The organism is Streptomyces sp. ME02-8801-2C, assembly GCF_033793965.1.
In the GTDB taxonomy this organism is placed as follows: Bacteria; Actinomycetota; Actinomycetes; order Streptomycetales; family Streptomycetaceae; genus Streptomyces.
The window spans coordinates 689,713-714,746 of record NZ_JARAXP010000002.1; the positions used below are offsets into that span (position 1 = coordinate 689,713).

Annotated in this window: 20 protein-coding genes; 15 read left to right on the plus strand and 5 right to left on the minus strand. The window is 68.4% G+C overall.

The annotated features are described in order from the left end of the window. From PV396_RS07540 to PV396_RS07570, 7 genes are all read left to right on the plus strand, one after another. Positions 1-396: a two-component system response regulator gene (locus tag PV396_RS07540; protein WP_319201681.1), complete on the plus strand. Its 396-nt coding sequence runs from the start codon at positions 1-3 to the stop codon at positions 394-396. Next, positions 396-770 carry a response regulator transcription factor gene (locus tag PV396_RS07545; RefSeq protein ID WP_319201683.1) on the plus strand — a complete coding sequence of 125 codons (375 nt, stop codon included), beginning with the start codon at positions 396-398 and terminating at the stop codon, positions 768-770. Before PV396_RS07540 ends, PV396_RS07545 begins: the two co-directional genes overlap by 1 nt. Continuing rightward, a complete protein-coding gene (locus PV396_RS07550) occupies positions 767-1,867 on the plus strand; it encodes a HEAT repeat domain-containing protein (RefSeq protein ID WP_319201684.1) in 1,101 nt (366 codons plus the stop codon). The genes PV396_RS07545 and PV396_RS07550 overlap by 4 nt, the downstream gene beginning before the upstream one ends. A gap of 2 nt (positions 1,868-1,869) precedes the next feature. Beyond that, complete coding sequence (locus PV396_RS07555) at positions 1,870-3,351, plus strand: glycosyltransferase family 2 protein (protein ID WP_319202298.1); 1,482 nt, start codon at positions 1,870-1,872, stop codon at positions 3,349-3,351. Beyond that, positions 3,348-5,447, plus strand: a complete 2,100-nt coding sequence (locus PV396_RS07560) for an ATP-binding protein (protein WP_319201686.1) — start codon at positions 3,348-3,350, stop codon at positions 5,445-5,447. Before PV396_RS07555 ends, PV396_RS07560 begins: the two co-directional genes overlap by 4 nt. A 354-nt stretch (positions 5,448-5,801) precedes the next feature. Continuing rightward, positions 5,802-8,582, plus strand: coding sequence for a response regulator (locus PV396_RS07565; RefSeq protein ID WP_319201688.1), 2,781 nt, complete (start codon positions 5,802-5,804; stop codon positions 8,580-8,582). A gap of 289 nt (positions 8,583-8,871) precedes the next feature. Next, positions 8,872-10,191, plus strand: coding sequence for a GGDEF domain-containing protein (locus tag PV396_RS07570; RefSeq protein ID WP_319201690.1), 1,320 nt, complete (start codon positions 8,872-8,874; stop codon positions 10,189-10,191). A 67-nt stretch (positions 10,192-10,258) separates the two neighbouring features. On the opposite strand, the gene PV396_RS07575 is transcribed toward PV396_RS07570, so the two are convergent. Beyond that, positions 10,259-11,239 (minus strand): hypothetical protein, encoded by a 981-nt coding sequence (locus PV396_RS07575; RefSeq protein WP_319201692.1) that lies wholly within the window; start codon positions 11,237-11,239, stop codon positions 10,259-10,261. A 472-nt stretch (positions 11,240-11,711) separates the two neighbouring features. After that, positions 11,712-12,455 (minus strand): TetR/AcrR family transcriptional regulator, encoded by a 744-nt coding sequence (locus PV396_RS07580; protein WP_319201694.1) that lies wholly within the window; start codon positions 12,453-12,455, stop codon positions 11,712-11,714. A 212-nt stretch (positions 12,456-12,667) separates the two neighbouring features. Here PV396_RS07580 and PV396_RS07585 point away from each other — a divergent pair, with 212 nt between their 5' ends. The 7 genes from PV396_RS07585 to PV396_RS07615 are packed head-to-tail and all read left to right on the plus strand — an operon-like array spanning position 12,668 to position 20,045. Continuing rightward, positions 12,668-12,901, plus strand: coding sequence for a hypothetical protein (locus PV396_RS07585; protein WP_319201696.1), 234 nt, complete (start codon positions 12,668-12,670; stop codon positions 12,899-12,901). Then, positions 12,901-13,938, plus strand: coding sequence for an LCP family protein (locus PV396_RS07590; protein ID WP_319201697.1), 1,038 nt, complete (start codon positions 12,901-12,903; stop codon positions 13,936-13,938). Before PV396_RS07585 ends, PV396_RS07590 begins: the two co-directional genes overlap by 1 nt. 9 nt (positions 13,939-13,947) lie before the next feature. Further along, the gene (locus PV396_RS07595; RefSeq protein WP_319201700.1) at positions 13,948-15,555 is read left to right on the plus strand and encodes a lipopolysaccharide biosynthesis protein; all 1,608 of its coding nucleotides are present in this window, start codon (positions 13,948-13,950) and stop codon (positions 15,553-15,555) included. Beyond that, positions 15,552-16,772, plus strand: coding sequence for a hypothetical protein (locus tag PV396_RS07600; protein ID WP_319201702.1), 1,221 nt, complete (start codon positions 15,552-15,554; stop codon positions 16,770-16,772). The genes PV396_RS07595 and PV396_RS07600 overlap by 4 nt, the downstream gene beginning before the upstream one ends. Continuing rightward, positions 16,769-17,803, plus strand: coding sequence for a glycosyltransferase family 2 protein (locus tag PV396_RS07605; protein WP_319201704.1), 1,035 nt, complete (start codon positions 16,769-16,771; stop codon positions 17,801-17,803). The genes PV396_RS07600 and PV396_RS07605 overlap by 4 nt, the downstream gene beginning before the upstream one ends. Beyond that, positions 17,800-18,795 (plus strand): NAD-dependent epimerase/dehydratase family protein, encoded by a 996-nt coding sequence (locus tag PV396_RS07610; RefSeq protein WP_319201706.1) that lies wholly within the window; start codon positions 17,800-17,802, stop codon positions 18,793-18,795. The genes PV396_RS07605 and PV396_RS07610 overlap by 4 nt, the downstream gene beginning before the upstream one ends. Next, positions 18,792-20,045, plus strand: coding sequence for a nucleotide sugar dehydrogenase (locus PV396_RS07615; RefSeq protein ID WP_319201708.1), 1,254 nt, complete (start codon positions 18,792-18,794; stop codon positions 20,043-20,045). Before PV396_RS07610 ends, PV396_RS07615 begins: the two co-directional genes overlap by 4 nt. Here PV396_RS07615 and PV396_RS07620 read toward each other — a convergent pair whose 3' ends face one another. From PV396_RS07620 to PV396_RS07630, 3 genes are read right to left on the minus strand one after another with little or no spacing between them, the layout of a single operon-like run. Further along, complete coding sequence (locus tag PV396_RS07620) at positions 20,046-20,858, minus strand: 2OG-Fe(II) oxygenase (protein ID WP_319201710.1); 813 nt, start codon at positions 20,856-20,858, stop codon at positions 20,046-20,048. Between the two features lie 42 nt (positions 20,859-20,900). After that, the gene (locus PV396_RS07625; protein ID WP_319201712.1) at positions 20,901-22,286 is read right to left on the minus strand and encodes an O-antigen ligase family protein; all 1,386 of its coding nucleotides are present in this window, start codon (positions 22,284-22,286) and stop codon (positions 20,901-20,903) included. Between the two features lie 18 nt (positions 22,287-22,304). Next, positions 22,305-23,723, minus strand: a complete 1,419-nt coding sequence (locus PV396_RS07630) for a polysaccharide biosynthesis tyrosine autokinase (RefSeq protein ID WP_319201713.1) — start codon at positions 23,721-23,723, stop codon at positions 22,305-22,307. A gap of 112 nt (positions 23,724-23,835) precedes the next feature. On the opposite strand from PV396_RS07630, the gene PV396_RS07635 reads away from it, so the two are divergent. Then, positions 23,836-24,900, plus strand: a complete 1,065-nt coding sequence (locus PV396_RS07635) for a glycosyltransferase (RefSeq protein ID WP_319201715.1) — start codon at positions 23,836-23,838, stop codon at positions 24,898-24,900. Positions 24,901-25,034: the final 134 nt, after the last annotated feature.

Genomic DNA, 25,034 nt, shown 5'->3' on the forward strand with positions numbered 1-25,034 from the left:
GTGGACAGGACGGTGATGTTCCCACCGAGCGTGCTCGTGATCGAGGACGACCAGGATGTGAGCGCCCTGCTGGAGCGGCACTTCCGCGAGCGGGGATGCTCCGTGGCCGTCGCGTATTCGGGGGAAGTGGGGCTCGGCCTCGCCTTCGCCGACCCTCCGGACATCGCTGTCGTCGACGTGATGTTGCCCGGTATCGACGGACGGGAGGTCGTCCGCAGGCTGCGGGCGGACGAGCGGACGAGGAGATGCCGTCTGGTCATCTCCTCGGTGCTCGACCCGGAAGATCTGATCGGCCTCGCGGACGAGGTGCTGGCCAAGCCGTTCCGGCAGTCGGCGGTGGCGCGGCTCGTGGACTCCTACCGGAGCTCCGTGGCCCAGGAGTCCCAGGAGGAGTAATGGCTCATGTCCTGATAGCCGACGATGACGCGGACATTCGGGATCTGGTGGCGTTCAAGCTGACTCAGAGCGGTCACCAGGTCATGGCCGTGGAGGACGGTATAGCGGCGCTCCGGGCGGCGCGTGAGAACACGGTGGACCTGGCACTGCTCGACATACGGATGCCGGGCATGTCGGGCCTGGACGTATGCCGGGAGCTGCGCGCGGCGGCCGAGACCGCGACGCTCCCCGTCATCATGATCACCGCCCGGTCCCAGGAAGGGGACGTAGAGGTCGGATTCGCGGCCGGCGCAGACGACTACATCATCAAGCCGTTCAGCCCGCGGGAGCTGGCCAGCAGGGTCACCGCGGTGCTCAACCGGGTGGAACGGTGATTCCCACCGGCCTCGTCAGCGGCGCGCTGCTGGGCCTGCTTGCCGTCGTCCTGACGCTGGGCCTGCTGATCGCCGGCAACCGTTTCGTCCGCGAGCACAGACAGCACAGACGCGAGCGGATCGCGGCACCGGTGCGCGGTCCCCTGCTGGAGCTCCTGTGCGCGGAGGAGGACGAGCAGACCGAGCTGCTGCACCGGCTGGCGGAGATCGACAGGCGGACCTGGGCCGCCCTGGAGCCGACCGTGACGGGGCTGCTGAGCAAGGTCGCCGGCGGAGCCCGTACGGCGCTGGTCCGCCTGTACGAGCTGCGCGGGGCCGCCGTGGACGCCGTCGCGGACCTGTCGAGCCGCAGCGCGGCCCGGCGGGGGCGCGCCGCGCACGTACTCGGTCAGCTCCGCCACCGTCCCGCCGCCCCGTCGCTGTGCCGTCTGCTGGCCGATCACGATCCCGAGGTACGCCTGGCCGCCGCACGCGCGCTGGGCCGGTGCGGGGGACCGGAGGCCGTGCCGTACCTCCTGGAGTCCCTCCACGGACCCAGGGCAGTGCCGCCCGGCGCGGTCACCAGGGCGCTGGTCTCCCTGGGACCGGAGGCACAGCGGAGTGTCGCCTCGGGACTGGAGCACCGGGAGCCTCTGGCCAGAGCCGTGACCATCGAGGTCCTCGGAGTGAACGGCGTGGTATCCCGTACGTCCGAGATCATCCGTGCGCTGCGTGAGGACCCTCAGATCGAGGTACGCATCAAAGCGGCACGCGCGCTGGGCAGACTGGGCATGCCCGACGGGCTGCAGCCGCTGCTGGCTGCTGTCCGGCCGGGTCGGTCGGTCGCCCTGCGCATGGTCGGCGCCGGGGCCCTCGGCAGCCTGGGAGCCGTCGCCGCGACGGGCCCGCTGGCGGAGCTGCTCGGCGATCCCGACCCGCATGTGGCGGCCACCGCGGCTCGTGCGCTGTTGCAGCTCGGCCCGGAAGGACGAGCCGCGCTGCGCACGGCGGCGGACGGTCGCTCAGGTCAGCCGGCAGCCGCCCAGGCCAGAGCCGTGCTCGCCGAATCGGCGGTCGGGGCCGCTCGCCACGACGTGCGCGCGGAGGTGGTGTTGTGAGCATGGCAGCAGGCGAACCGTGGGCATCGCTGCTGGGCGCGGCGCACACGCTGATCACCGTGTGCGACAGCGTGGTGATCGTGTACTTCCTGGCCATCAACACCAGTTATCTGGTGCTGATCCTCCTCGCGCTCGGGGAGTTCGTCAGAACTCTGCGCAGGGCCCCCTTCGCGGGCCATGAAGAGGCCGCCACCAGCCCCTTCACCCCACCTGTCTCGGTGATCATGCCCGCGCACAACGAAGCGGTCGGCATCGTCGAAGCGGTACGGGCCATGCTGCTGCTGCAGTACCCGGAGTTCGAGGTCGTCGTCGTCGACGACGGCTCCACCGACGGCACACTGGACGCCCTGCGGGACGCCTTCGACCTCGCCGAGGTGGAGTACGTGGTGCCCGACGACGTCCCCGTACGTGGCAGGGTCATCTCCGTCCATCTGCCCAGGGGCGGCCCGGTGCGCCTGGTGGTGGCCCGCAAGGCCAACGGCGGCAAGGCCGACGCGCTCAACGTAGGAATCAATGTGGCGCGCTATCCGCTGCTGTGCATGGTGGACGCCGACTCGATCCTCGACTCCCAGGCGCTGCTCTCGGTGGTCAAACCGTTCTGCGACGACCCGCTGCGGGTGGTCGCCTCCGGGGGAGTGGTCGGCCTCGCCAACGGCTGCACGGTAGTGGCGGGCCGGGTGGTCGAGGCGCGTGTACCCCCGGACCTGCTCGGACGCGTTCAGGTCGTCGAGTATCTGCGCGCCTTCCTCCTCGGCCGCACCGGATGGTCCAAGCTCGGCAGCCTGCTGATCATCGCCGGGGCCTTCGGTCTCTTCCGCAAGGACGCGGTCGTGGCGGTCGGCGGGATGGACCCGGACTGCATCGGCGAGGACGCCGAGCTGGTCATCCGCCTCCACAAGCACTTGCGCGAGCAGGGCCGCGACTACCGCATCGTCTTCGTCGCCGAGCCGATCTCCTGGAGCGAGGCGCCCTCGAAACTGAAGGTCCTGGGCCGCCAGCGACGGCGCTGGCACCGCGGCCTGACGGAGATCCTGCTCAAGCATCGCCGCATGATCGGTAACCCCCGCTACGGCCGCATCGGCCTGCTGGCACTGCCCTTCTACGTGGTCTTCGAACTGCTGGCACCGCTGGTGGAGCTCGCGGGACTGGTTCTCGTGCCGGTGGGCGTACTGATCGGCGCGGTGAACGCGGACTTCCTCTGGCGCTTCCTGCTCGCCGCCTACGTCTACGCCGTCGTCGTCGGCATGGTGTCGGTCGCGGTGGAGGAGTACGCCTTCCACCGGTTCACGCGGTGGCGGGACGTCTGGGGAGGCCTCGTCGGGGTGGTCGCCGAGAACATCGGATACCGCCAGCTGACGGCGTGGTGGCGGCTGCGCGGCATGTGGGACGCGTTGCGCGGGGCTCCCCAGGTGTGGGGTGCCATGACCCGTGCGGGATTCGACTCTCCCGACCAGGTGAGGCAGAGCGGAGGTGATCGTGCATGAGCGGTGCTTCGGGACGGCGCGGCGGCCGGGTGGCGCACCGGCTCGGCCTCACGTTCGGACTGCTGACCCTTCTGATCGCCCTGTGCGGAGCGGGCACACTGATCGGCGCGCTGGCGCTGGAGAGCCGGCGCGACGGGGTCAGCGAACGCCTCCGCCACGCCGAGGACGACAATCTGCGCCTGTTCAACGCGGGTGTCAGCGCGCAGCGTTCGATGCGGGGCTATCTGGTCACCGGTGACCAGAGCGAGCTGGCCGCCTTCCGCGCGGCCCGGGACGGCATTCCGTCGGTCATCGACGACCTCCGTGGGCACGAGGTCGCGGACGAAGACGATCTCGCGACGCAGCAGCGGCAGCTCGAGGCATATCTGCGTATAGCCGACGAACAGGAGTACGCCACTCCGGGAAGCGCGCAGGCCGTCTCGCTCACCCGTGAGGCCACCCGGCGTTTCGACGCCTTCGAGGTGACCAACTCCAGCCTGAACGACCAGCTGAACGAAGAGGAGCAGCGTCAGGAGGGGCACGCCGACACGGTGGTCCGGGCGGGCGTCGCCGGGCTCGGCGCCGCGCTGGTCGCCGCCCTCGCCGTGGCTGTGTACACGTCGGTGCACACCGTGCGCGCCCTGACCGGGCCGCTGCGGAGCACCGAGCGGACGCTCGACCGGCTCACCGCGGGGGAGCACTCGGCGCGGGCCGAGGAGGACGGGCCGGAGGAGATCAGAGCCGTGGCGCGGTCGGTCAACCTGTTCGCGGACGAGCGTGAGCGGCTGCGCGCGGTCGAGGAGGAACGGCAACGACTGTCGAAGGCCGCGAGGAAGACCGGGATCCGGATCAGGGGCCGCCTCGATGTCGACTATGTCCTCGACGCGGCGTGCAGCGGCATCGGCGAGGTCCTGGCCGCCGACTACGTCTTCATCCTGCTCGCCGAGAACGGCGGCTCCGAGTTTCCCGTGGCCCGGGTATGGTCCGCAGAGCGGGGCCTGCTGCCCGACGAGGAGCGCAGACGCATCCCGACGCTCCCGGCCGACGTGGTCAGCGATCACTACCGGCGGGGAACGGTCTGGCTGGCGACCGACCTGCCCCAGTACTTGTCCCGCACCAGGCCCATACCGGGTGCCCCCGGTTCCTTCGGGAAGACGGGTATGCCGTCCGGGAACCGTGCCGCCGCGGCGGCGCTGGGCCTGGACTCGGCGGTGATCACCCCCATAGGGGTGGGGGAGGAACCGATCGGTGCCGTGTCCGTGGCCCGTACCAGCGCCGACCGCCCCTGGCGTCCGGTGGACATCGAGATCGCCGAGTCCATGGCCAGCGGCGTCGGCCGGGCGCTGCACACCGCCCTTCTCTACGAGAAGGAGTCGGGTCTGGTGGACAAGCTGCGCGCCCTGGACAAGGCCAAGAGCGACTTCCTGTCCACCGTCTCCCATGAGCTGCGCACACCGCTGACCAGCATCGTGGGATACATCGAGCTGCTGAAGGACGACGACGCCGGTTCGCTCTCCCCGTCCCATCTGCACATGCTGGACGTCGTCGACCGCAACGCCAACCGGCTGCGGGCGCTGATCGAGGACCTGCTCACGCTCTCCAGGATCGAGTCGGGAGCGTTCACCTCCCGGAAGGCGCCGGTCGACCTGCGACGGCTGGTGGCCTCGGCGGTCGACGCGATCAGACCGGCCGCCGAGGCCGCCTCGGTCTCACTGGAGACGCGGTGCCCCGAGCAGCCGCTGGTCCTGGAGGCGGACGGCGAACAACTCGACCGGGTCCTGATGAACCTGCTTTCCAACGCGGTGAAATTCACCCGCGGCGGCGGGAAGGTCAGTGTGCGAGCCGACGCGCAGGACGGGGAGGCGGTCCTGCGCGTGAGCGACACCGGCATCGGCATCCCCGCTGCCGAGCAGGAAAAGCTCTTCCAGCGGTTCTTCCGCGCCTCGAACGCCACCGAGCAGGCCATCCCGGGAACCGGTCTGGGGCTGACGATCGTGCACACGATCGTGGCGAACCACGGCGGCCGCACGGCGGTGCGCTCCGAAGAGGGCCGGGGCACCACGATCACCGCCTGGCTGCCGCTCACCGGTACGGACGGTGCGGCGGGCTCGGCCTGAACGGCGTTGCCGCAGGCTGAAGGTGGACGCGCACAGGTACGCCGTGACGGCCCGGGGCGACGGCTTGGCGTTGCACCGGGAAACTGAATGGCCGTCAGAAGGCTGGCACGGAAAGCCATGAGCACGACGGCGCCCGGCAACCGGGCCACCCCAATGCCGCAGCCCGACCGCGACTTTGGGCGTCCGCTCCCTCGATTTGCGATCTTCAGTGGTTCATTCTTTGCTGGAAATGTCCGACGAACGGATCGCTTGATCTCTGTCATCGCACGCCGCACGGAAACCGTCGCGACCGGTCTGGCGATGGTCCCGGCCGCGCCGCGCATTGTGGTCGGCCCTGACATGTGGAGGCGGACGATGGAACCGGAGCCCACGGCCACGCCCAGGCAATATGCGGACGACGACGAGGAGCGGTTTCGGCTGCTGCTGAAGAACTCTCCGGACATGGTCTTCCGCCGGACGGTGGAGGGCGTCTACCGGGAGGTGTCCGCCGGGGCGCAGGCAATGCTCGGTCGGCCGGCCGAGGAGATCGTGGGGACGCCGGTGGAGTCCTGGGTCCATCCGGGCGATGCGGAGGAATTCGAGTGGGCGGAGCGGGATCTGCTCCGCGACGGCCGGGTGGCGGTGTGTCTGCGTGTGCGGCATGCAGACAGGCACTGGGTGTGGACGGAGTTGACGTCCTGGGTGGTGCGGGACCCCGCAGGCGAACCGTTCGAAGTACGCGGGTTCGTCCGTGAGGCGGAGGGCCAGCGGCGCAGGGAGGAAGCACTGCGGCTGTTGCAGGATCAGGCACGTTCGGTCATCGAGACCGCCCGGGACGCCTTCGTCTCCATCGACGAGGACGGCCTGGTCATCGACTGGAACCTGAGCGCCGAGAGGCTGTTCGGATTCAGCCACCGCGAGACGATCGGCCGTCCGCTGACGGAGACGATCATTCCTGAGCGGTACCACGCCGCGCACCTGGCCGGTCTGCAGAGGGTGCTGGCCGGCGGGGAGGCTCATGTGCTGGGTCGTCAGATCGAGTTCACCGCCCTGCATCACGACGGCCACGAGATCCCGGTCGAAGTGGCGGTGTGGCGGCTGAAGTCGGCGAAGGCGCGCTGCTTCAACGCCTTCATCCGGGACATCAGCGAGCGCAAGCAGACCGAGGCCGCCCTGGCGGAGGCCCGCGACCACGCGATCGCCGCATCCCGGGCGAAGTCGCAGTTCGTCGCCTCCATGAGCCACGAGATCCGCACTCCCATCAACGGCGTCATCGGGCTGAGCGACCTGCTGCTGGGCACCGAACTGGATGCCGAGCAGAGCCGCTACACGGAGGGCGTCCGGGCCGCCGGCACGGCGCTGCTGTCGCTGATCGACGGCATCCTGGACTTCTCCAAGCTGGAGGCGGGCAAGCTCGAACTGCAGGAGGTCGCCTTCAGTCCGCAGGTGCTGATGGAGGAAGTCGTCTCGCTGGTGGCGCAGACCGCCCAGGCAGAGGGTCTGGAACTGCTCTGCGACTGCCGTCCCGACCTGCCCGCGCTGGTGCTCGGGGACGCCGGTCGGCTGCGGCAGATCCTGCTCAATCTGACGTCCAACGCGGTGAAGTTCACCCCGTCCGGAGAGGTCCTGCTCCGTGCCCGCCCGGCCCCGTCCCGGCCACCCGCAGAGCAGGCGCCGTGGCTGCGATTCGAGGTGGCCGACACCGGCATCGGCATCGCCGCGGCAGACCAGGAGCGGATGTTCGACGCCTTCTCCCAGGCTGACGCCTCCACCACCCGCCGCTTCGGGGGCACCGGTATGGGCCTGGCCATCTGCCGCAGACTCATCGAGGCCATGGGCGGCTCCCTCGACGTCACCAGCCGGCCCGGCCAGGGCAGCACCTTCTTCTTCTCCGTGCCGGTACGCGCACCCGACACCCCCGAGCAACCCCCGGCCCCACCGCACCCCGACATCCTTCGCGGGCTGCGGGCCCTGGTCGTCGACGACAACGACACCAACCGGCTGATCCTCGACACGCAGCTGCGCAGATGGCACATCCAGCCGACCATGGTCGCCGACGGCCCCCAGGCCCTGGTGGCCCTGCACGAGGCGGAGGCCGCGGGCCGTCCCTTCGCGCTGGCCCTGTTGGACATGTATATGCCTGACATGGACGGACTGGAACTCGCCCGCCGGATCACCACCGACCAGAACTTCGCCCGCGTACGGCTGTTGCTGCTCACCTCCGGCACCCCGCCGCCCATAGCCGAGCTGCAGGCGGCCGGGATCGCCCGCAGCCTGCTCAAGCCCGTCCACCAGTCCCAGCTCCTGGACTCCCTGGTCGAACTCACCACCCGGACATGGCCGGTGGCCACGGCAGCACCCGTGCCCACTACTTACCCGACCGCCCACCGAGGCCATCTCCTGCTGGTCGATGACAACGAGATCAACCAGATGGTCGCCCAGGGCATGCTCACCCGGCTCGGCTACAGCGCGGACACCGCCGCCGACGGCATCCAGGCCCTGCGCATGATTGAGGAACACAGCTATCAGGCCGTGCTCATGGACTGTCGGATGCCCCGGATGGACGGCTACAGCGCCACCCGGGAACTGCGCCGCCGGGAACGGGACAACGGCGGTCACCTGCCGGTGATCGCCATGACTGCCCGCGCCCTTGCCGAGGACCGGGAACTGTGCCTGGCCGCGGGCATGGACGACTACGTCTGCGAACCCGTAACCGCCGACGAGCTGGAACAAGCCCTCAACCACTGGGTCCACCCCACCCCCGCACAGACGGACAACGAGGACCGGCGCGCCTCCATCGAGCAGCGGCTGAACGAACTACGCGGCGCCGGCACCCCGGCCGAGCACGAACTGGTGGACCGGCTGGTGGACCACTTCCTCGCCCGTGCCCCCGAGATGACCAGCGCACTCTTCCACGCACTGGACCGCCACGACGCCGCGGAGATCGCAGATCTGGCACACAGCCTCAAAGGCGCCGCCGGCAACGTGGGAGCCGAGGGCCTCGCCGTCTCCTGCCAGGAGCTGGAAGAGCACGCGCGGGCCGGTGCCCCGGCCTCACTGGCCGATATCGCTCCTCGCCTCCAAGTCGAACTCGACCGTACCTGTCGCACCCTGGAGACGCTCCGCTCCCACCCTCCCGGCCACGAACCTGGATGAGCCGCCGCCGCATACCGCTGCTCGGGCGCGTGCGGGCCGGAGGAGGGAAGGAGAGCCTGTGAACAAGGTGCACGTCCGGTTGCCTTCCCGCCGTGATATGCGTGATACGGCGGCCTGGACCTATATGGCAGCCGGGACCGCAGTGGTCCTCACCTATCTTGTCGCCTCCTCCACCGCGCGTTACATGCTGCCGGTACTGGTATCCGCCTCGGTTGTCTTCGCGATCGCAGTGGGAGTGATGAGGAACAGGCCGCCATCATTCCTTCCGTGGTGCCTGTTCGCGGCGGCCATGGCACCGTACGCGGCGGCGGACACGATCTGGGGCCTGTACCAGGTCCGCGACGCCGAGGTTCCCTTCCCGGGTGTGGCCGACATGCTCTATCTGGGCAGCTATCTGTTGTTCGCCGCAGGCCTGGTGACGCTGGCCCGGCAGCAGGAAGGCCGCCTGCACTGGGCGGGGCTGCTGGACGCGGGAATAGTCACGCTGGGGTTCGGCATTCTGTCGTGGGCGTTCATCATTGCGCCCTACCTGCGCAGCGAGCTGTCCGCCTGGCCTCTCGCGGTGTCCATCGTCTATCCCGTTACCGATCTGGTGCTGTTGTCCGTGGCCGCGCGGCTGATGTTCACCACCGGCACGCGCACACCGTCGTTTCTCCTGTGCATCGGATGGCTGGTGGTCCTGCTTGCTGCCGACGGCCTCTACTACGGGACGTCGGCCACGACCGGGAGCGCGATCGCTGAGGACGTGTCCGAGGTGGGGTGGATGGTCTCGTCCCTCCTGCTGGGGGCGGCGGCGCTGCACTCGTCCGCCGCCCGGTCGGCGCAGATGGCGGTGGACCAGGAGAGGATGCCCCGGCGGCGGCTGTCGATCCTGATCGCGCTCATTCTGATGGGGCCGTCGATCGTGCTGGCCGATGTCGGTGGCATACGGGACGAGCCTGTGCAGGTCACGGTGATCGTCGGCCTGATGGCGAGTCTGTCGCTGCTGCTGGTGCTGCGCGTGGCGTTCCTGGCCCAGTACGCCCAGAGCAGAGCGACCGAAGCGCGGACGCAGGCCCACGACCTCGCGGCATCACTGCGGGAGCAGGCAGAGCTCCAGAAGCAGCTGAGCCATCAGGCGACCCACGACCCGTTGACGGGTCTGGCCAATCGAGCGCTGTTGAACGAGCGCCTGGAGCCCGCGCTCGGCCGGTGCTCCGCCTCTTTCTCCGCCGGACTGCTGATGCTCGATCTCGACGGCTTCAAGGACGTCAACGACACGCTGGGGCACCCGGCCGGCGACGAACTGCTCGTCGACGTCGCACGGCGGCTGACGAGCAGGGTCCGCGAGCAGGACATCGTGGCCAGGCTCGGCGGGGACGAATTCGCGCTCCTGGTGGAAGGCGTGGACGCGAGCACACTGCACGACTACACCCTGCGGATCCTCGACTCCTTCACAGACTCCTTCATCCTGGCGCATGCCCATCCGGTCCACGTGACCACAAGCATCGGAGTACGGAGCATCACCAGACCGACCACGTCGGCAGAAGCGCTGCGGGACGCCGACACCGCCCTGTACCGAGCCAAAACCGCGGGCAAGAACCGGGCCGCGTTTTTCGAATCCCCGTAGCGGTCACGTAGATCGGCGGCGACGAAGTCGGCGATGACACGCTCTCTTCAGCGTCTACCGCTGGTTATCATGCCAGGTACGGTTGGTCATTGGTGATCTGCGTTGTCACTCCGGTGAACGTGTTGCCGGTCGAAGCCCCCAGAACAGCCTTGTAGTTGTAGATTCCCCATTGCATGCCGTTGAACGTGTTGTCGTAAACATTCGCGGCGATGCAGTGGTTGATGCCGACGCCGAACCTGCCCGAATTCCCGATGTCGTGAATATGGTTGCTGAAGACGTTCAGGTTCCTCGCAGCGTTGAATGGACCGCCACTGATTCCGATGATCATGACGCCATCCGTGAATCTGGTTCCGCTGATGTCGTTGTCGTGGATGTTGATGTTGTTTGCCGCCGCGTTCTGGAACCCGCTGTACGCGACACCCGGCAACGTACCCGTACCGGTCGTGGAACCGCCGACGATCGTGTTGTGGTGAACGAATACGTCGGCCAGGGTCTCAGTGGGCGAGTTGGGTTCGAGGTCGATGGGTCCGGGCATCCCGGCACGCGAACACCTGACAAAGGTGTTGTTGTGCACCTCGATCTGCGTACCGGTGATGACGGAGACACCGTTCCGGTTGAAGTAGTCGGACGTGAACGTGTTGTTCGGTCCGATGGTGCAGTTCCTGGCCGAACTGCCGATATTCACATAGGCGCCGTCACCTATGATGTTCCTGAACTGGCAGTTCTTGACCACCACGTTGCTGAAGTTTCCATGGATCTTCACGCAGTGGCGGAACTGGGACCAGGTGGTTCCCTGGTATGCCGCACGCCCGTCGAATGTGAGGTTGTCGATCGTGACGCCCGATCCACTCACCCGCAGGATTTCGTCGCTGTGAGTGGCTGATGTGGTGGAGTTGTCCGGGAATCGCAGGATCGAGCCGTTGCCCTCGACGTAGCAGTTCGCCGGAATCGACAGCGAAGTGACCGTGTACGTCTGCCCTGTCGGGAAGACGAGACGCTTGTTGGCCGCGGCATTGGCCGCAGACTGAGGTGTGGCGTAGTCCGCCACGCGAACAATATCGCCGGAAGGGCGTCGCGCTGCGGCCAGGAGAGGGATTGACGCCAGCGCAAACATCGACCGGCGGGAGCGAGGGCGGGAGCCGGTGAATATCTCCACCGGTGACCTCCGGGATCGGAACAAACCAGGTACTCCGGGTGTAGGGATCGATTTCAGTGATCAGCACCAAATCGGCGCGCTCTGCCGGGAAGTTACCAAAGCGCCAGGCCTCGCATAAAGGTCGAGCTGTCCCCAACTTGATCATTTACCTGTGTGGGGGTGGTCGCGGGGCAGGGCGTTCTCATGGCCGGGTGGCCGAATCGGCCGGGCGTGGAAGGGTTTTGGTTCCTTGCCGGCCCGGCGATCTCATGACGCGCGCGTGCCTGAAATCACAGCGCGTTCGGTCGGGGGGCCCTGGCGGCGTCGGGCCAATGCCCCCGCGTGCAGCGCGTCGATTCCCTGCCGAGCGGTTGCGCGTCGACCCTCACCCGTTTTCCGCGAAGCTGTCGAGCAGTGCGTCCAATCCGGCCGCCAGGCCCTCCACTCCGCCCCGGTCGACGAGCGCGGGGGCGGTTTCCCTGAGCGTGGGCAGCTCCTGGGGCGGCATACGGTGCAGTCCGAGACGGAAGGCGGGATCCGACTCGTCGGCGTTGTCCACCATGGGCCGCAGCTCCGCCGGCACATAGCCGAGGAGCCACGCGGTGAAGGCGCGGAACGCGGCGGCGACACGGGTCTCGTCCAGGCCCGCTTCACGGAGCAGGGCGAGCACTCTCTCGTGGTCCCTGAGGACGACGAGGGGGCGCTGGGCGAGCGGGACCGCCAGCATGCGCGTGGTGAGCAGCGGAACCGCGTGGGGGTGCGCGAGGCAGACGTCGTATGTCGCCCTGGCGATGCGATGGAGCTCACTGCGCCAGGGTGGCGCCTCGGCGCTCGGCCCCGGCTCGGCGGCCAGCCGCTCCTCCAGCTCGAGATACAGGGCCTCCACCAGGCCGTCCAGGAGGGCGTCCTTGCTGTCCGCGTACCGGTAGAGCGCCATCGCCTCCACGCCCAGCTCGGCGCCCAGCCGCCGCATGCTCAGCGCCGAGAGGCCCTCCCGGTCCACCAGCTCCAGGGCGCTCGCCAGCACGCGTTCCCGGCTCAGCCGGCCGTAGCGGCCGCGGTCGCTTGCGCGGCGTGCCGGACTGGCTCCGGCACCCTTCCCCCGCCCTTTGGCCTGCTCCTTGGTCATGCCCAGCCTCCTGTGGTCGGCCCGCGCCACGTCCCTGTGTTGACTCTATAGGCCGACCGGGCCAGAGTGTACGTATACGACGTAAATATACGTTATCTGTAGATATGGGGACATGGCCCCGAGCGAGCCCAGACCGGGAGCGAGAAATGACATTCCACCGTCTGCGACCCGGGCGGGAATCCGTCGGTCGTCCCCGGCCCGCCCTGAAGGGTGTGCCCAGCACTGACGTGGTGCGAGTGCTGCAGGAGTACGGGCCCGGCCGTGACGAACAGATCGACCGGCCGGTGGGGCACGGCATCGGTACCTCCGTCCACTTCGTCCCCATGCACTGCATGCCGTACTTCCAGCGCACCGCTCTCACACCGCCCGGTGGTCTGCCAGGAGTCGGGAACCGGACGTCGCGGCCACGCACCGCCATGGCCCGCCCATACTCGGAGGGACTCTGATGTCCGCGCGCCGCCAGTGGCACCAGTGGACACCGAGGCAGGCCCTCGGGACAGCCGGCCGACCACGCCGTCGGCTGCTGCGCCGCCTGCTGATATGCCTGGTGGTTGCTGTGATCGGACTGCTGGGGCTCGGTGTAGGCGGCATATGGTGGGCCACCGACCACTACGGTGACCAGGTCACTCGGATACCCCACGCCTTCCCGGACGGCCCGCGGCCCGAGAGCAGCGACGGCAACACTTTCCTGCTGGCCGGTGTCGACAGCCGCTCCGCCAGGCCGACCACCGGGGACGACGCCACAGCCGACCTGTGGAAGGTCGGCGCCCAGCGCAGCGACACCCTGATGCTGGTGCATCTCGACACCGGCAAGCATGCGTCGTACACGGTGTCGATACCACGCGACAGCTGGGTGCCCATCCCCGGACGCGGATCCGCGAAGATCAACGCCGCGTTCTCCTGGGGCGGCCCGCCCCTCCTCATCCAGACGGTCGAGCAGCTCACCGGAGTGAGGATCGACCACTTCGCCGTCATCGACTGGCACGGCTTCAGGTCGCTCACCGATGCTGTCGGCGGCGTGCCGATCACCGTGCGCGAGAACTCCTATGACCCACAGCAGGGACGGCACTTCAAGGCGGGGACCCGCACCATGAACGGCGAGGAGGCGCTCTCCTACGTTCGACAGCGGCACGGCCTGCCCGGCGGAGAGCTGGACCGGATCAAACGGCAGCAGCAGTTCCTGCGGGCTCTCGTCGGCGAGATCCGCGGCGACGTGAGCATCACCAACCCGCTGAAGGTCGACCGGATGCTCGAAGCGATCACCGGAACTGTGAGCGTGGACGACCGGCTGTCCAACAGCGACCTGCGCGACCTCGTGTTCGGCCTGCGTCGCCTGGAGTCCGCGGACGCATACTTCACCACCGCGCCGATCGTCCGGTCGGACCTGATCAACGGCCAGTACGTCCTGATTCTCGACCGGGAGAGTTTGCGGAGGCTGTGCCTCGCGGTCGTGACTGGACACCCGCTCGGCATCGGAAAATGAGGCGATCCCGTGCGCCGCCGTCACTACGCGAAGCGATTCCTGGGCCTGCCGACCACGCCGAACACGGCCGGGGACGCGGAACAGGCCGGCACGTGCGGAACCGTGTCCGGCGCTCCGGCCCGGGCTCTCTTCTCCGGCATGGGCTTCAGCGCACTGGCGCAGATCGCGCCGCTGCTCACCAACCTGGCGCTGACGCCTTACCTGCTCGGTCGGCTGGGGCTCGACCGGTTCGGCGTCTGGGCACTGATCCTGGTCTTCCTGGCCACCCTCACCGTGCTGGACGGTGGAGTCGGCGCGTCACTCGCGCGCTTCTACGCCCGCCACGGTGCTCGCTGCGACCGAGACGGCACGGGGCGACTGGTCGTCGGGTCGGTGGCGGTCTTCCTCGGGCTGGGCGCGCTCGTCACCGGGCTCAGCGCGCTGACCGGCCCCGCCGTCGTGGCTGCCCTGGACGTTCCACCACGACTGACGGAGGAGGCCGAGCAACTGCTGCTGGCCCTCGGCCCACTCCTCACCCTGGCGTTGCTCTCCAACTCCGCCATCGCGCTGCTCCAGGCGAACGCCCGCTTCCGCAGCCTGGCGGCCGTCAGCGCAGGATCGTGTCTGACCTATGCCGTCGCCGTGGTGGTGGTCGTCGACGGTGGGCAGGACCTGCTGCTGCTCGCTGCGCTGACCACGATCAGGTACGTGCTGGTGACGGCCGGCGGCTTCTGCGCGGCGGCACGGCACTTTCGCATCCGGCGACCGATGCTGCCACTGCCGATCGAGCGACGCGAATTCGTCGGTTACGCCTCCCGCATGCAGTTGTCGGGATTCACCGTCTTCCTCAACGGAGAGATCGATGCTCTGGTGATCGCCGCGCTGCTGCCGGTGCGGTACGTGGGCATCTACGCCGCCGGGTACCAGGCGGCGACCGCCCTGCGCAGTCTGCCGCTGTATGCCTTCCCCCCGATTCTCACCCGAATGACGCACGTCTACGTCGCCCGAGGGCTCGCCGGAGCCGCGCGGGAGTTCCACGTCCTGCAGTCCTGCTGGCTGCCCGCGGTCCTCACCTACGGCGCGGTGACGACCATGGCGGTGGGCTTGGCGGTCCAGGTGTGGCTGGGCACCGGGCTCGCCCTCGGCGGCGCCGTGGCTGCCGTACTGCTGGCCGGATACGCCGTGCAGGTGGCGTTCACCGGCATGCGGACCTGCTTTGTCCGAGCGGTCGGCCGGCCCGGGCTCGAGACCCGCTACTCCTGGTGCGCGACGGTGGTGAACCTTGCCCTCACGGTGCCGCTGACCATGCTGTTCGGCGTCGTCGGCGTCGTCCTCGCCACCTCGATCGGCCTCATGACCGGCTCCCTGTACTTCGTCGTCCTGTGCCGACGGCTGGCGGATCTGCACGAGCAGCGTCTGCCGAAGCGATGGGTGCCGGCGACCGGGCTGGCGGTGATCACGGCCGGTCTCGGGGAGCTTCTGGTACTGCGGCTGGGGTGGCACGGCGCGTTGCCACTGCTGCTGGCGGGCCTCCCCGTCCTCGTCGGCCTGGGCGTCGCGTGGCCACTCGTCGCCCGCCAACTCACACAAGGTCCCCGTACGCCGGCGAACGTGCCTGTGAAGGAGGAGACATCATGACCGGAACGACCTCGGAAAGGCCCGGTGGCCGACGCCCCAAACGCGTCCTGATCGTCGCTCAGCTCGACGGCTACGCGAACAGCGTCAGGCCGCTGGCCATCGAACGGTTCCTGCGGGAGCAGGGGCACGACGTACACCTGGTGGACACCCACTGCCTGGCGCGCGCATCCAGCACCCGCGGCTCCCTCGGGCGGATGCTCCCGGGGTCCCCGCGTCCCAGCAAGCTGGCGCTGTACGCGAACGACGTCGCGTCCAAGGTGCTCACCCGACGGTGGGCTTTCGGGCGACGTCACCTCTCCTACTACGTCCTGCTGACGGACCACCGCCTGCGTCGGCGCATTCTCGAAGCCGATCTCCCACTTGACGACTTCGACCTCGTCCTCTGCGCGACCCCCTACGACGCGGGTGTGCTGACGACAGGGACGTCGGCCGAGACTCTCTACGACTGCCCCAACCCGTGGGCCGACGAGGTACTCCACGAGGGCCGGCTCACCGTACGGCAGCACAGGAGGTTCCGCCGCTGGGAGAAGGACTTCCTCGACGGCATGGAGCACCTGTCGTTCTCCTGGGAGACCTACGGCCGGTATGCCAAGGCCCAGTACGGGATCAGCGGGGACAACTTCCTTCAGCTCAACTGGGGTTGTACGCCCTCGGCCGACCGGGCGCATTTCGCCCGTCCGCCGCGTGTGGTCTACCTCGGTTCGCTCAGTGGGCAATTCATCAATGTCCCTCTGCTCGCACGGCTGTGCCGGCTGTACCCGCACATCGACGTCTACGGCGGACCTCCGCCGGACCCGTCCCTCGGGCTCCGCTACCGTGGCTACGCCTCTCCCGACGTCCTGCGCGAGTACCAGTTCGGGCTGATCACCTGCACGCGGGACCCGATCCGTGAAGAGGGCTTCTCCGCCAAGCATCTGCACTATCTGGCGTACGGGCTCCCCGTCCTGGTCCCGGCATGGCGGCGCCACCTCGATCTGCTGCGCGGATCGGTGCCCTACACCGAGGAGGACTTCACCACCGTCATCGACACGTTGAGCCACGAGACACGCTGGCGTGCGGTCGGTGACGAGGCTTACGAACAGGCGCGGCAGCTGGACTGGAACCGGACCCTGGAGCCGCTTCGGCGGTTGCTGGACGGATCGCTCCGGCGGCCTGAGCCCGAAACCTCCTTGGCGGTCCCGTACGAGTCGTCCGGTCGGACGGGGAGTGCGCCATGACAGACGAGCGCCCCCTGACCGTCGATGTCGTGATCGTCAACTGGAACGCCGGACGCTCTCTCCGTAACTGTCTGCACTCCATCGCCCGAGCCGACCAGTCGGTGCTCCGCGTCGGCGAGGTGGTGGTCGTCGACAACGCGTCGAGTGACGGCTCGGACCGCTGCCTTCATGTCCCCGGACTCCCGCTCCAGGTGGTGCGGAACACGGACAACCGGGGCTTCGCTGCCGCCTGCAACCAGGGAGCGGCGCTCTGCGACTCCGACTTCCTGCTCTTCCTGAACCCGGACACCGAGCTGTATCCCGACGCCTTGCGGGTCACTGGTGAGTATCTGCGGACACCGGGCGCGGAGAGCTTCGGGATCTTCGGGGCACGCATGGTGGACGAGGACGGGCGCCCGCAGATCTCCTGCTCGAGGTTCCCCAGCCCGCGCATCTACGTCGGCAGGATGACCGGGCTCGACCGGCTGGTGCCCGCACTTTTTCCGCCCCACCACCTGCGACCCGAGGAATTGCCTCGTTCGGGCCCTGTCGACCAGGTGATCGGCGCGTACTTCCTTGTGCGTCGGCCCCTTTTCACGGAACTGAACGGCTTCGACGAGCGCTACTTCCTGTATCTGGAAGAGGTCGACTTCGCCTTGCGGGCAAGTCGGCTGAACTGGCCCTCGTTCCACATCGGCGAAGCGCGGGTCTATCACGCCGGGCAGGTGAGTTCGGTCCAACTCGGGCCGTGGCGACAGTACCTACTGCTGTGCAGCCGCACCTGTTACATGTTCCAGCACTGGACGAAGCCCCAGGCATGGCTGCTGACGGGTTTGAGCCTGTCCGTGGAACCGGTCGCACGGCTGGTGGGGGCGGCGCTGCGGGGACAACGCGTGGAACTGCGGGCCGCGCTCGCCGTCCAGTGGGCGTTCCTGCGCTGGCTTCGTGCCGGCCGACGACAGTTCCGGCCCCTGCCCGGAACCACCCCGGTACGGCAGGGCGCAGACCAAGGACGTGTGCGTGTGGCGTGTGGAAAGAGGCGGTCGGCATGAGGACACTCGTCACCGGCGGCGCCGGATTCATCGGCTCGCACCTGGTCGATCACTTGCTCGCCCTGGGCCATGACGTGGTGGTGCTCGACGACTTCAGCACCGGTTCGGCGGCGAACCTCGCGCGGGTGGCCGACGCCGTGACCACTGTGCGGGGCTCGATCCTCGACGAGGCCACGGTGGAGCGGGCGACGAACCACTGCGACATCGTCTTCCACCTGGCCGCCGCGGTCGGCGTGCAAACCATCGTGAACCAGCCGTTGGAGTCACTGCGCATGAACCTGCTGGGCACCGAGACCGTACTGGAGGCCGCCCGGCGCCATGGGGCGCGGCTGCTGCTCGCCTCATCGTCCGAGGTGTACGGCAAGAACGCCAAGGACAGCCTCAACGAGGACGACGACCGGGTCCTCGGCTCGCCGCTCAAGAGCCGCTGGTCGTACGCCGCTGCCAAGGGGCTGGACGAGCTGATGGCGTACTGCTTCTGGCGCGAGCACGCCCTAAGGGCCGTCATGGTGCGGCCGTTCAATGTCGTCGGGCCCCGGCAGACCGGTCGCTACGGCATGGTCGTACCGACGCTCGTCGGGCAGGCACTGGCTGGTCGGCCACTCACCGTCTACGGCGACGGCACCCAGCGGCGGTGCTTCTGCTCGGTCGGTGACATCGTCCCTGCACTGGCGGCGCTGGTGATGGACGAACGCGCGTACGGCCAGGTGTTCAACCTGGGCGGCACCGAGGAGGTGTCCGTCCGAGAACTCGCAGACCGTGTACTGCGTATCACCGGGTCGGACAGCCCGGTAGTGCACATCCCGTACGAGCGGGCGTACGGGCCCGGCTTCGAGGACATGGCGCGCCGGATGCCCGACACGACCAGGGCTCGCGAACTGATCGGATTCCGGCCGCGGACGAGCCTCGACCAAATGATCGCGGCAGTGGCGGCCGACCGACACGGAAGCGTCCGCGATGCCGTGGGCGCCGGGCACAAGGAGTCCAGATGATAGACCTCGCTGTGATTGGGCTCGGCTACGTCGGGCTGCCGCTGGCCCGGGAGTCGGCCGCGGTCGGACTGCGCGTGGCCGGGTACGACGTGAACCAGCGTGTGGTGGCGGGACTCAACGCCGGCCAGTCGCACGTGGACGACGTGTCCGACGCCGATGTGCGGGCCATGCTCGCCGCCGGTTTCACTGCCACCGCCGAAGCGTCCGTGCTGGGCACCGCACAGGTGGTGGTGATCTGCGTACCGACGCCACTGCACGCCGACGGTACCCCTGACCTCGCGCCGGTCCGTCTGGCCACCGGGACGCTTGCCCCGCACGTCGGCCGGGGCATGCTCGTGGTGCTGGAGTCGACAACGTACCCGGGCACGACCGACGAGGTGGTGCGCCCGATCCTGGAGCAGGCCACGGGGCTGACCGCCGGTGGCGACTTCAACCTGGCCTTCTCCCCCGAGCGGATCGACCCGGGCAACAAGGGCTTCGGGCTGCGCAACACACCCAAGGTGGTGGGAGGTCTCACACCCGGCTGCTCCCAGGCCGCCGCGACCTTCTACGGCAAGGTCTGCGACAGAGTGGTGCTGGCCAAGGGCACCCGTGAGGCGGAGATGGCCAAGCTGCTCGAGAACACCTACCGGAATGTCAACATCGCGCTGGTGAACGAACTCGCCATGGTCGCCCATGATATGGACGTCGACCTGTGGGACGCGATCGCGTGCGCGGCCACGAAGCCGTTCGGCTTCGAGTCCTTCCGCCCCGGGCCGGGCGTCGGGGGGCACTGCATCCCTGTCGACCCGAACTACCTGATCCACCAGGCGCACGCAGCCAGCACCGCGGTGCGACTGGTCGAACTGGCACAGGAGATCAACCGGGCCATGCCCGACTACGTGGTCCGGCGCGCCGCCGAGGTGCTGAGCGGCATCGGTAAACCGCTCAAGGGGGCAACCGTTCTGCTGGCCGGAGTGACGTACAAGGCGGACGTCTCCGATCTGCGGGAGACGCCGGCACGCCCGATCGTGCGGGGGCTGCGGGCCGAGTCGGCGGACCTCGTCTACCACGACCCGTACGTGGATCGGTTCACCGTGGACGGTGAGCCGGTGGGCCGGACAACGAGCATCGTGCGGGCAGCGGCGGCGGCCGACCTCACCATCCTGCTCCAGGCCCACACGAGCTACGACCTGGACGCCATCGTGGCCGCCGCGCCGCTCACCCTGGACGCACGGGGCTGCACCCGATCGGGCGCCGAACTGCTGTAGCTAGCGGGAGTGCACCCGTCGCTGTACGTGCCTCGCGGCGTCCAGCAGAACCGGCGGGGTCACACGCTCCACAGCTCTGCGCGCGCGCCCCTGACGTTCGCCCGGCCGCCTCTGGTAGAGGGTGTTGTGCTCAGAGCTGTGCTCTTCGGGCGGACGGCCGTTCGTGTAGTAGTAGAGCGCAAGCGAGCGCCGGGTCCGGTCAGGCGGGCAGTTCAGCGGTTCCGGGTGGCCGTGGTAGGCGAAGTCGGTGGTGGCGAAGACGACGAAGCGGTTGAACACGGGAAGGACTTCCGCCACAGGATGTGTCATCTTCCGATCCCACAGCTCCAGGGCTCCCCCGTAGGACTCCTGCCAGTCCCTGTTCAGATAGGCGATGGCATTCAGGCGGCGGTCAAGGCGCAGTTTGGCGTGCCGGTTGAAGTCCGCGTGCACCTTGAGGAACCCGCCCCGCTCGATCTGATGCAGGCCTCCGCCCTCGAAATACGGGTCCCCCACGAGGCCGTCGATTCCGGTGAGCCGCTCGAGAAATCGAAGAAACACAGACGAGTTGAACTGTGCGAGCAGGTGCCGGGTGAACTCTCCGAAGAATTCGTCTCCTTCACTTGCCAGCTTCTTCGAGGTCGTCTTGTCGAACCGCTTCCAGGGGACCTCGTCAGGCTGGGGGAACTCCGCCACGACATTTTCCAGGACCCACTCGGGAAGGAAATCATCAAGAACGACGTGGGAAAATGGATCGGCGGTGCGAAAGCGGTCGCGATTCATGTCGGCCAGCTCCGACAGGGACCCATCCGAGAAATAGTACGGCTCGAACATCGCTTACCCTCATCGTCGGCTGCGGTATCGGGCGTTGAGAATCTACGCCTTCTGCCGCAGGCCTGCCACCGGGACGTGGTGAGCCCCGTACCCCTCGGACACCTCCACCGTTCCGCCCCGGAACCGCACCCCGACCGGCATGAGGGTGGCCGCAACGAGTGCGAAAGTCGTCGAATTACTGATGCTGAAGGACCAGGGACGTTCCAGGACCGAGGCGAGCAGGACGGGCAGCAGGACACAGGCCACTGCGGGAAATCCTCTGGCACCGCCCCGGAGCAGGAGATAGGCCAGCAGGGCGGCGTAGAGAACGAGCCCGATGATTCCGCCCGCGTACAGGACATCGATCCATTGATTGTGCAGTGAGGGCGAGACAGCCGCGGGAATCTCGCCCTGGTTGTATTTGCCCGACCACGCCTTGCCTCCGTACCCGAGGAGCTGTGAGCCGGTCCACTCCTCCTTCGCCAGGTCCCAGATGGCCGCCCGCAGCCCGAGGTCGCCGAAGCTCGCATGGCGCAGCGGCACGACGAAACCGACGGCGGTCACCGCGGCGAGGACCGACACGGCCAGGAGGCTGCGTCCGGGTGTCGCGCCTTCGGCCCCACCGGCCTCCTCGTCCGGGAGCCTCGGGCGCAGCAGCATCAGCAGGACCACCGCGGTGATCGCCGTCATGCCTGCCAGTACGCTGCTGGTGGCAACCGCAATCAGGGCGACGTAACACGCCAGAACGATGCGTATGCGGCCGCGTAGACCGAGCCAGACGAAGGGTATGCACACGATCAACAGCAGGCTGAAGATGTTCTCGTTGGTGAAGACGCCCGAGTACAGCACTCCGAGGACGCCACACGCGTTGTCACTGCGGCAGGGCCGTATGACGGTGGCCGGTTCGATGAGCGCCTCGACCCCGCCCAGTACGGTGTACAGCATCGCGACCGAGGCACCGCCGAGCAACGCGGAGCGTCCTGGACGCGCGACCGACGCCGCGAGCAGAACCGCCAACAGGGTGAGTTGCCTGGGCGTCCAGAGCTGCTGTCCGTGAAGGCCGTCCGAGGCGGCGAGTGCCAGGACAAGCACCAGGGCGACCAGCGGCGGGGCATTGATGCGGGCACGGGCGATCAATAGCCGGTAGCCGAAAAAGATCACGCACACGATCAGCAGGACGCTGTTGGACAGCGTTCCGATCCGGTTCGCCCACTCCGGCAATCCGATCACGGAATCGCCCAGGGGGTCCAGGCGCTCCTGTCGGCCTGCGACGATCACGTACACGGTGGCGGGCAGGTTGGCCAGCACGCCTACCAGGAGGACCCATGTCGTGGTGAGGTCCCAGTCACCGAAGGCGCGGGCCCTGCGGAAGGCCGCCATCCAGGGGATCAGGGACAGCAGAGTCAGGATCCCGATGATCAGTACCGAGGTGGACTGCTCGTGCGTCATCCGAGGTCTCCCCTGCTCCTACCAGCGGTGTCCGGCCGGGTCGCGGATGCCGGCGGGCGCCGACGACGGCTGGTGCCTCGGCAGCGGAGCACCGCTCCGCTGCTTCGCTGCCCTGTCTGGGTGCCGGCCGACGCGCCTCTCCGGCGGTGTACCGGTGAGAACGGCACCGAGGACCTGCGCACGGACGGCGGTCAGGTTGTCGAGCGCTCGGCGGACCAGGTCGTAGCGGGTCTTGCCGATCCGGGTGACGAGGAGCACGCCCTCCGCCTCAGAGGCGAGGATCGCCCCGTCGGCGAAGGCCAGCAGCGGCGGGCTGTCCACCACCACAAGATCCGCATCCGCCTTCAGGGTGCGCAACAGCTGCGTCATATGCGGGGACGAGAGCAGCGCGCTCGGGTCCGGCGGCGGCGCGCCGCTTGTCAGGACCCGGATCGGGCCGTCCCCGCACCATTGGAGGGCATCGTCGAGAGCCACTCCACCGGTGACGACGTCGGTCAGGCCGGCTCTGTCATGAAGGCCGAGTGTTTCGGCCAGGCGTGGTCGGCGCAGGTCCGCCTCGATGAGAACGACGCGCCGACCAGCTCGCGCGACGTTCGACGCCAGATCGAGGGCCGTCTCGGTCCTGCCCTCACCGGACACGGTGCTCGTGACGAGCACCGAGCTCGGCATGCGGCCATCGGTCGAGAAGAGAAGCCGGGTCCGAAGCTGGCTCAACGCCTCGTCACGCCTCGTGGTGCCGACAGGGTGTCCCGCACGCGCGTGACCCCGGTGGGGCTTCGGGAGGGCACCCACTGTCGTGAGGCCCAGACAGCGACGGACGTCGCCCGCCGAGCGGAGAGTGGTGTCGAGCGAATGACGCAGCACGGCGCCCGCCACACCGACGACGACACCGGCGAGCAGACCGATCGCCAGATTCAGTGGTGGACGGGGACTCGTCGGTGCCGACGGCGCCTCAGGGTCACCGACAACGCTGGCCTTGACCAGCGGTGGGGCGTCCGGGGAGGACTTCTCAATGGTGTCGATGTACTTCGTGAACTCGGCGGCGGTCTCGTCGGCGATCGCCTGCGCACGTGTGGCGGACCGATCCTGCACCCGGATGTCGATCAGGGTCGTGTCGAGCGGCGCACGCGCGCTGATCTTCTTCGCGAGGTGCTCGGGCGTGGTGTCGAGATCCAGCCGTGAGATGACCTTCGTGAGCACCGGGGGGCTGTTCGCGATCTGTGTATAGGACTTGACCCGCTGCTGCGTGAACAGACCGCCCGCGTACGCGTTGGTGCTGTCCTTGTCGATGGTGGCGATGAACAGCTGTGCTTTCGCCGTATAGGTGCGCGGCGTCAGGGTCGTCACGACAACGGCCGCGGCCAGTCCCAGCAGCGCGCACGCCACGACGAACCGCCACCGCCGGCGCAGCACATTGATGTATTCGCGGAGATCCATGGGAGTTCCTCTGTGTATCCGTGCGGCCACTTGACCCTGTGCTGTTATGGGGGGATATTGGTGTTTACGACGTAAATGTACAGTATCAGCGTCAAGCCCGGGATGTGAACCCATGGATCGTCACCTGGACCACTGCGCGATCACTCCCTACAGCCGGAGAGCCGGCAGCTCACGTGTCCGCGTCTTCGAGTGGCTGGACCGCGTCGACATGGACTTCACCGTCAACAGCTATGCCTCACTCGCCGATGCGGCCCCGACCCGCCTGGCCCGGCACCCCGTGTCCGTGGCGCGGGCGGAACTGCGGCTGCAGCGCCTCGCGTCCGCGCGTCCCCGCCGTCTGCTGCTGCACCGGGAGGCGTCGCCGATCAGCCGCGGTTGGTGGGAACGGCGGCTGCTCACGTGCGCGGAATTCGCCGTGTACGACTTCGACGACGCCCTGCAGTGGGACCTGGGCGCCGGTGGTCTGGCCCGTCGGCTGGCGCCGAAGGCGGACAAGGCGCGGACCGCCGTTCGGCATGCGGACCGGGTCATCGCGGGCAACGACGTCCTCGCGGACTGGGCCGCACAGCGCCACGGCGATGTCGTGGTGATCCCCAGCTGCGTGGCGCCGGAGGACTACATACCGAAGACCTCGTACGCGCTGCACGACCCACCGCGGCTCGGCTGGCTCGGTTCGCCCCACAACGAGGCGTACCTGCTGCTGGTGGCGGGAGCCCTCGAAGAGATTCACAGCCGGAGTGGCGCTCGACTGACGCTCGTGGGGACGACGAAGCGCTCTCTGGGCCGTATGGAAGCCTTCATCGACCGTGTCGCCTGGAGCCCGGACAGCCAGGGAGCCGCGCTGGCCGACATCGACATCGGCCTGATGCCACTCCCGACGACCGCTTACAGCCTGGGCAAGTGCGGCTACAAGCTGCTCCAGTACGGCGCCGCGGGCCTGCCCGCGGTGGCCACGCCGATCGGGGTGAACGCCGACATCCTGCGCCAGTTCCAGATGCCGGCCGCCAGGGGCGACGGTGAGTGGACCGAGGTGATCCAGAGCCTGCTGGACAGCTCGGATGCCGCCCGAGAGCGGCTGGGACGGACCGCCCGGGCCGTCGTCGGCCGACGGTACTCCTTCGACGCCTGGCGCCCCCGATGGATGGCGGCTCTGGAACTCGTAGGGGGGACGCCATGACCGCGGCAGCTCGTGGTTCTCTCCCGGCCGACCTCCAGGTCCCAACAGGCCGAAGACCCCACAGGCGCGACGGACCGGCCGGCCCCGACGAAGGAACACCCTCCATGGACACCAGGAGTCACTTTCACCGACAG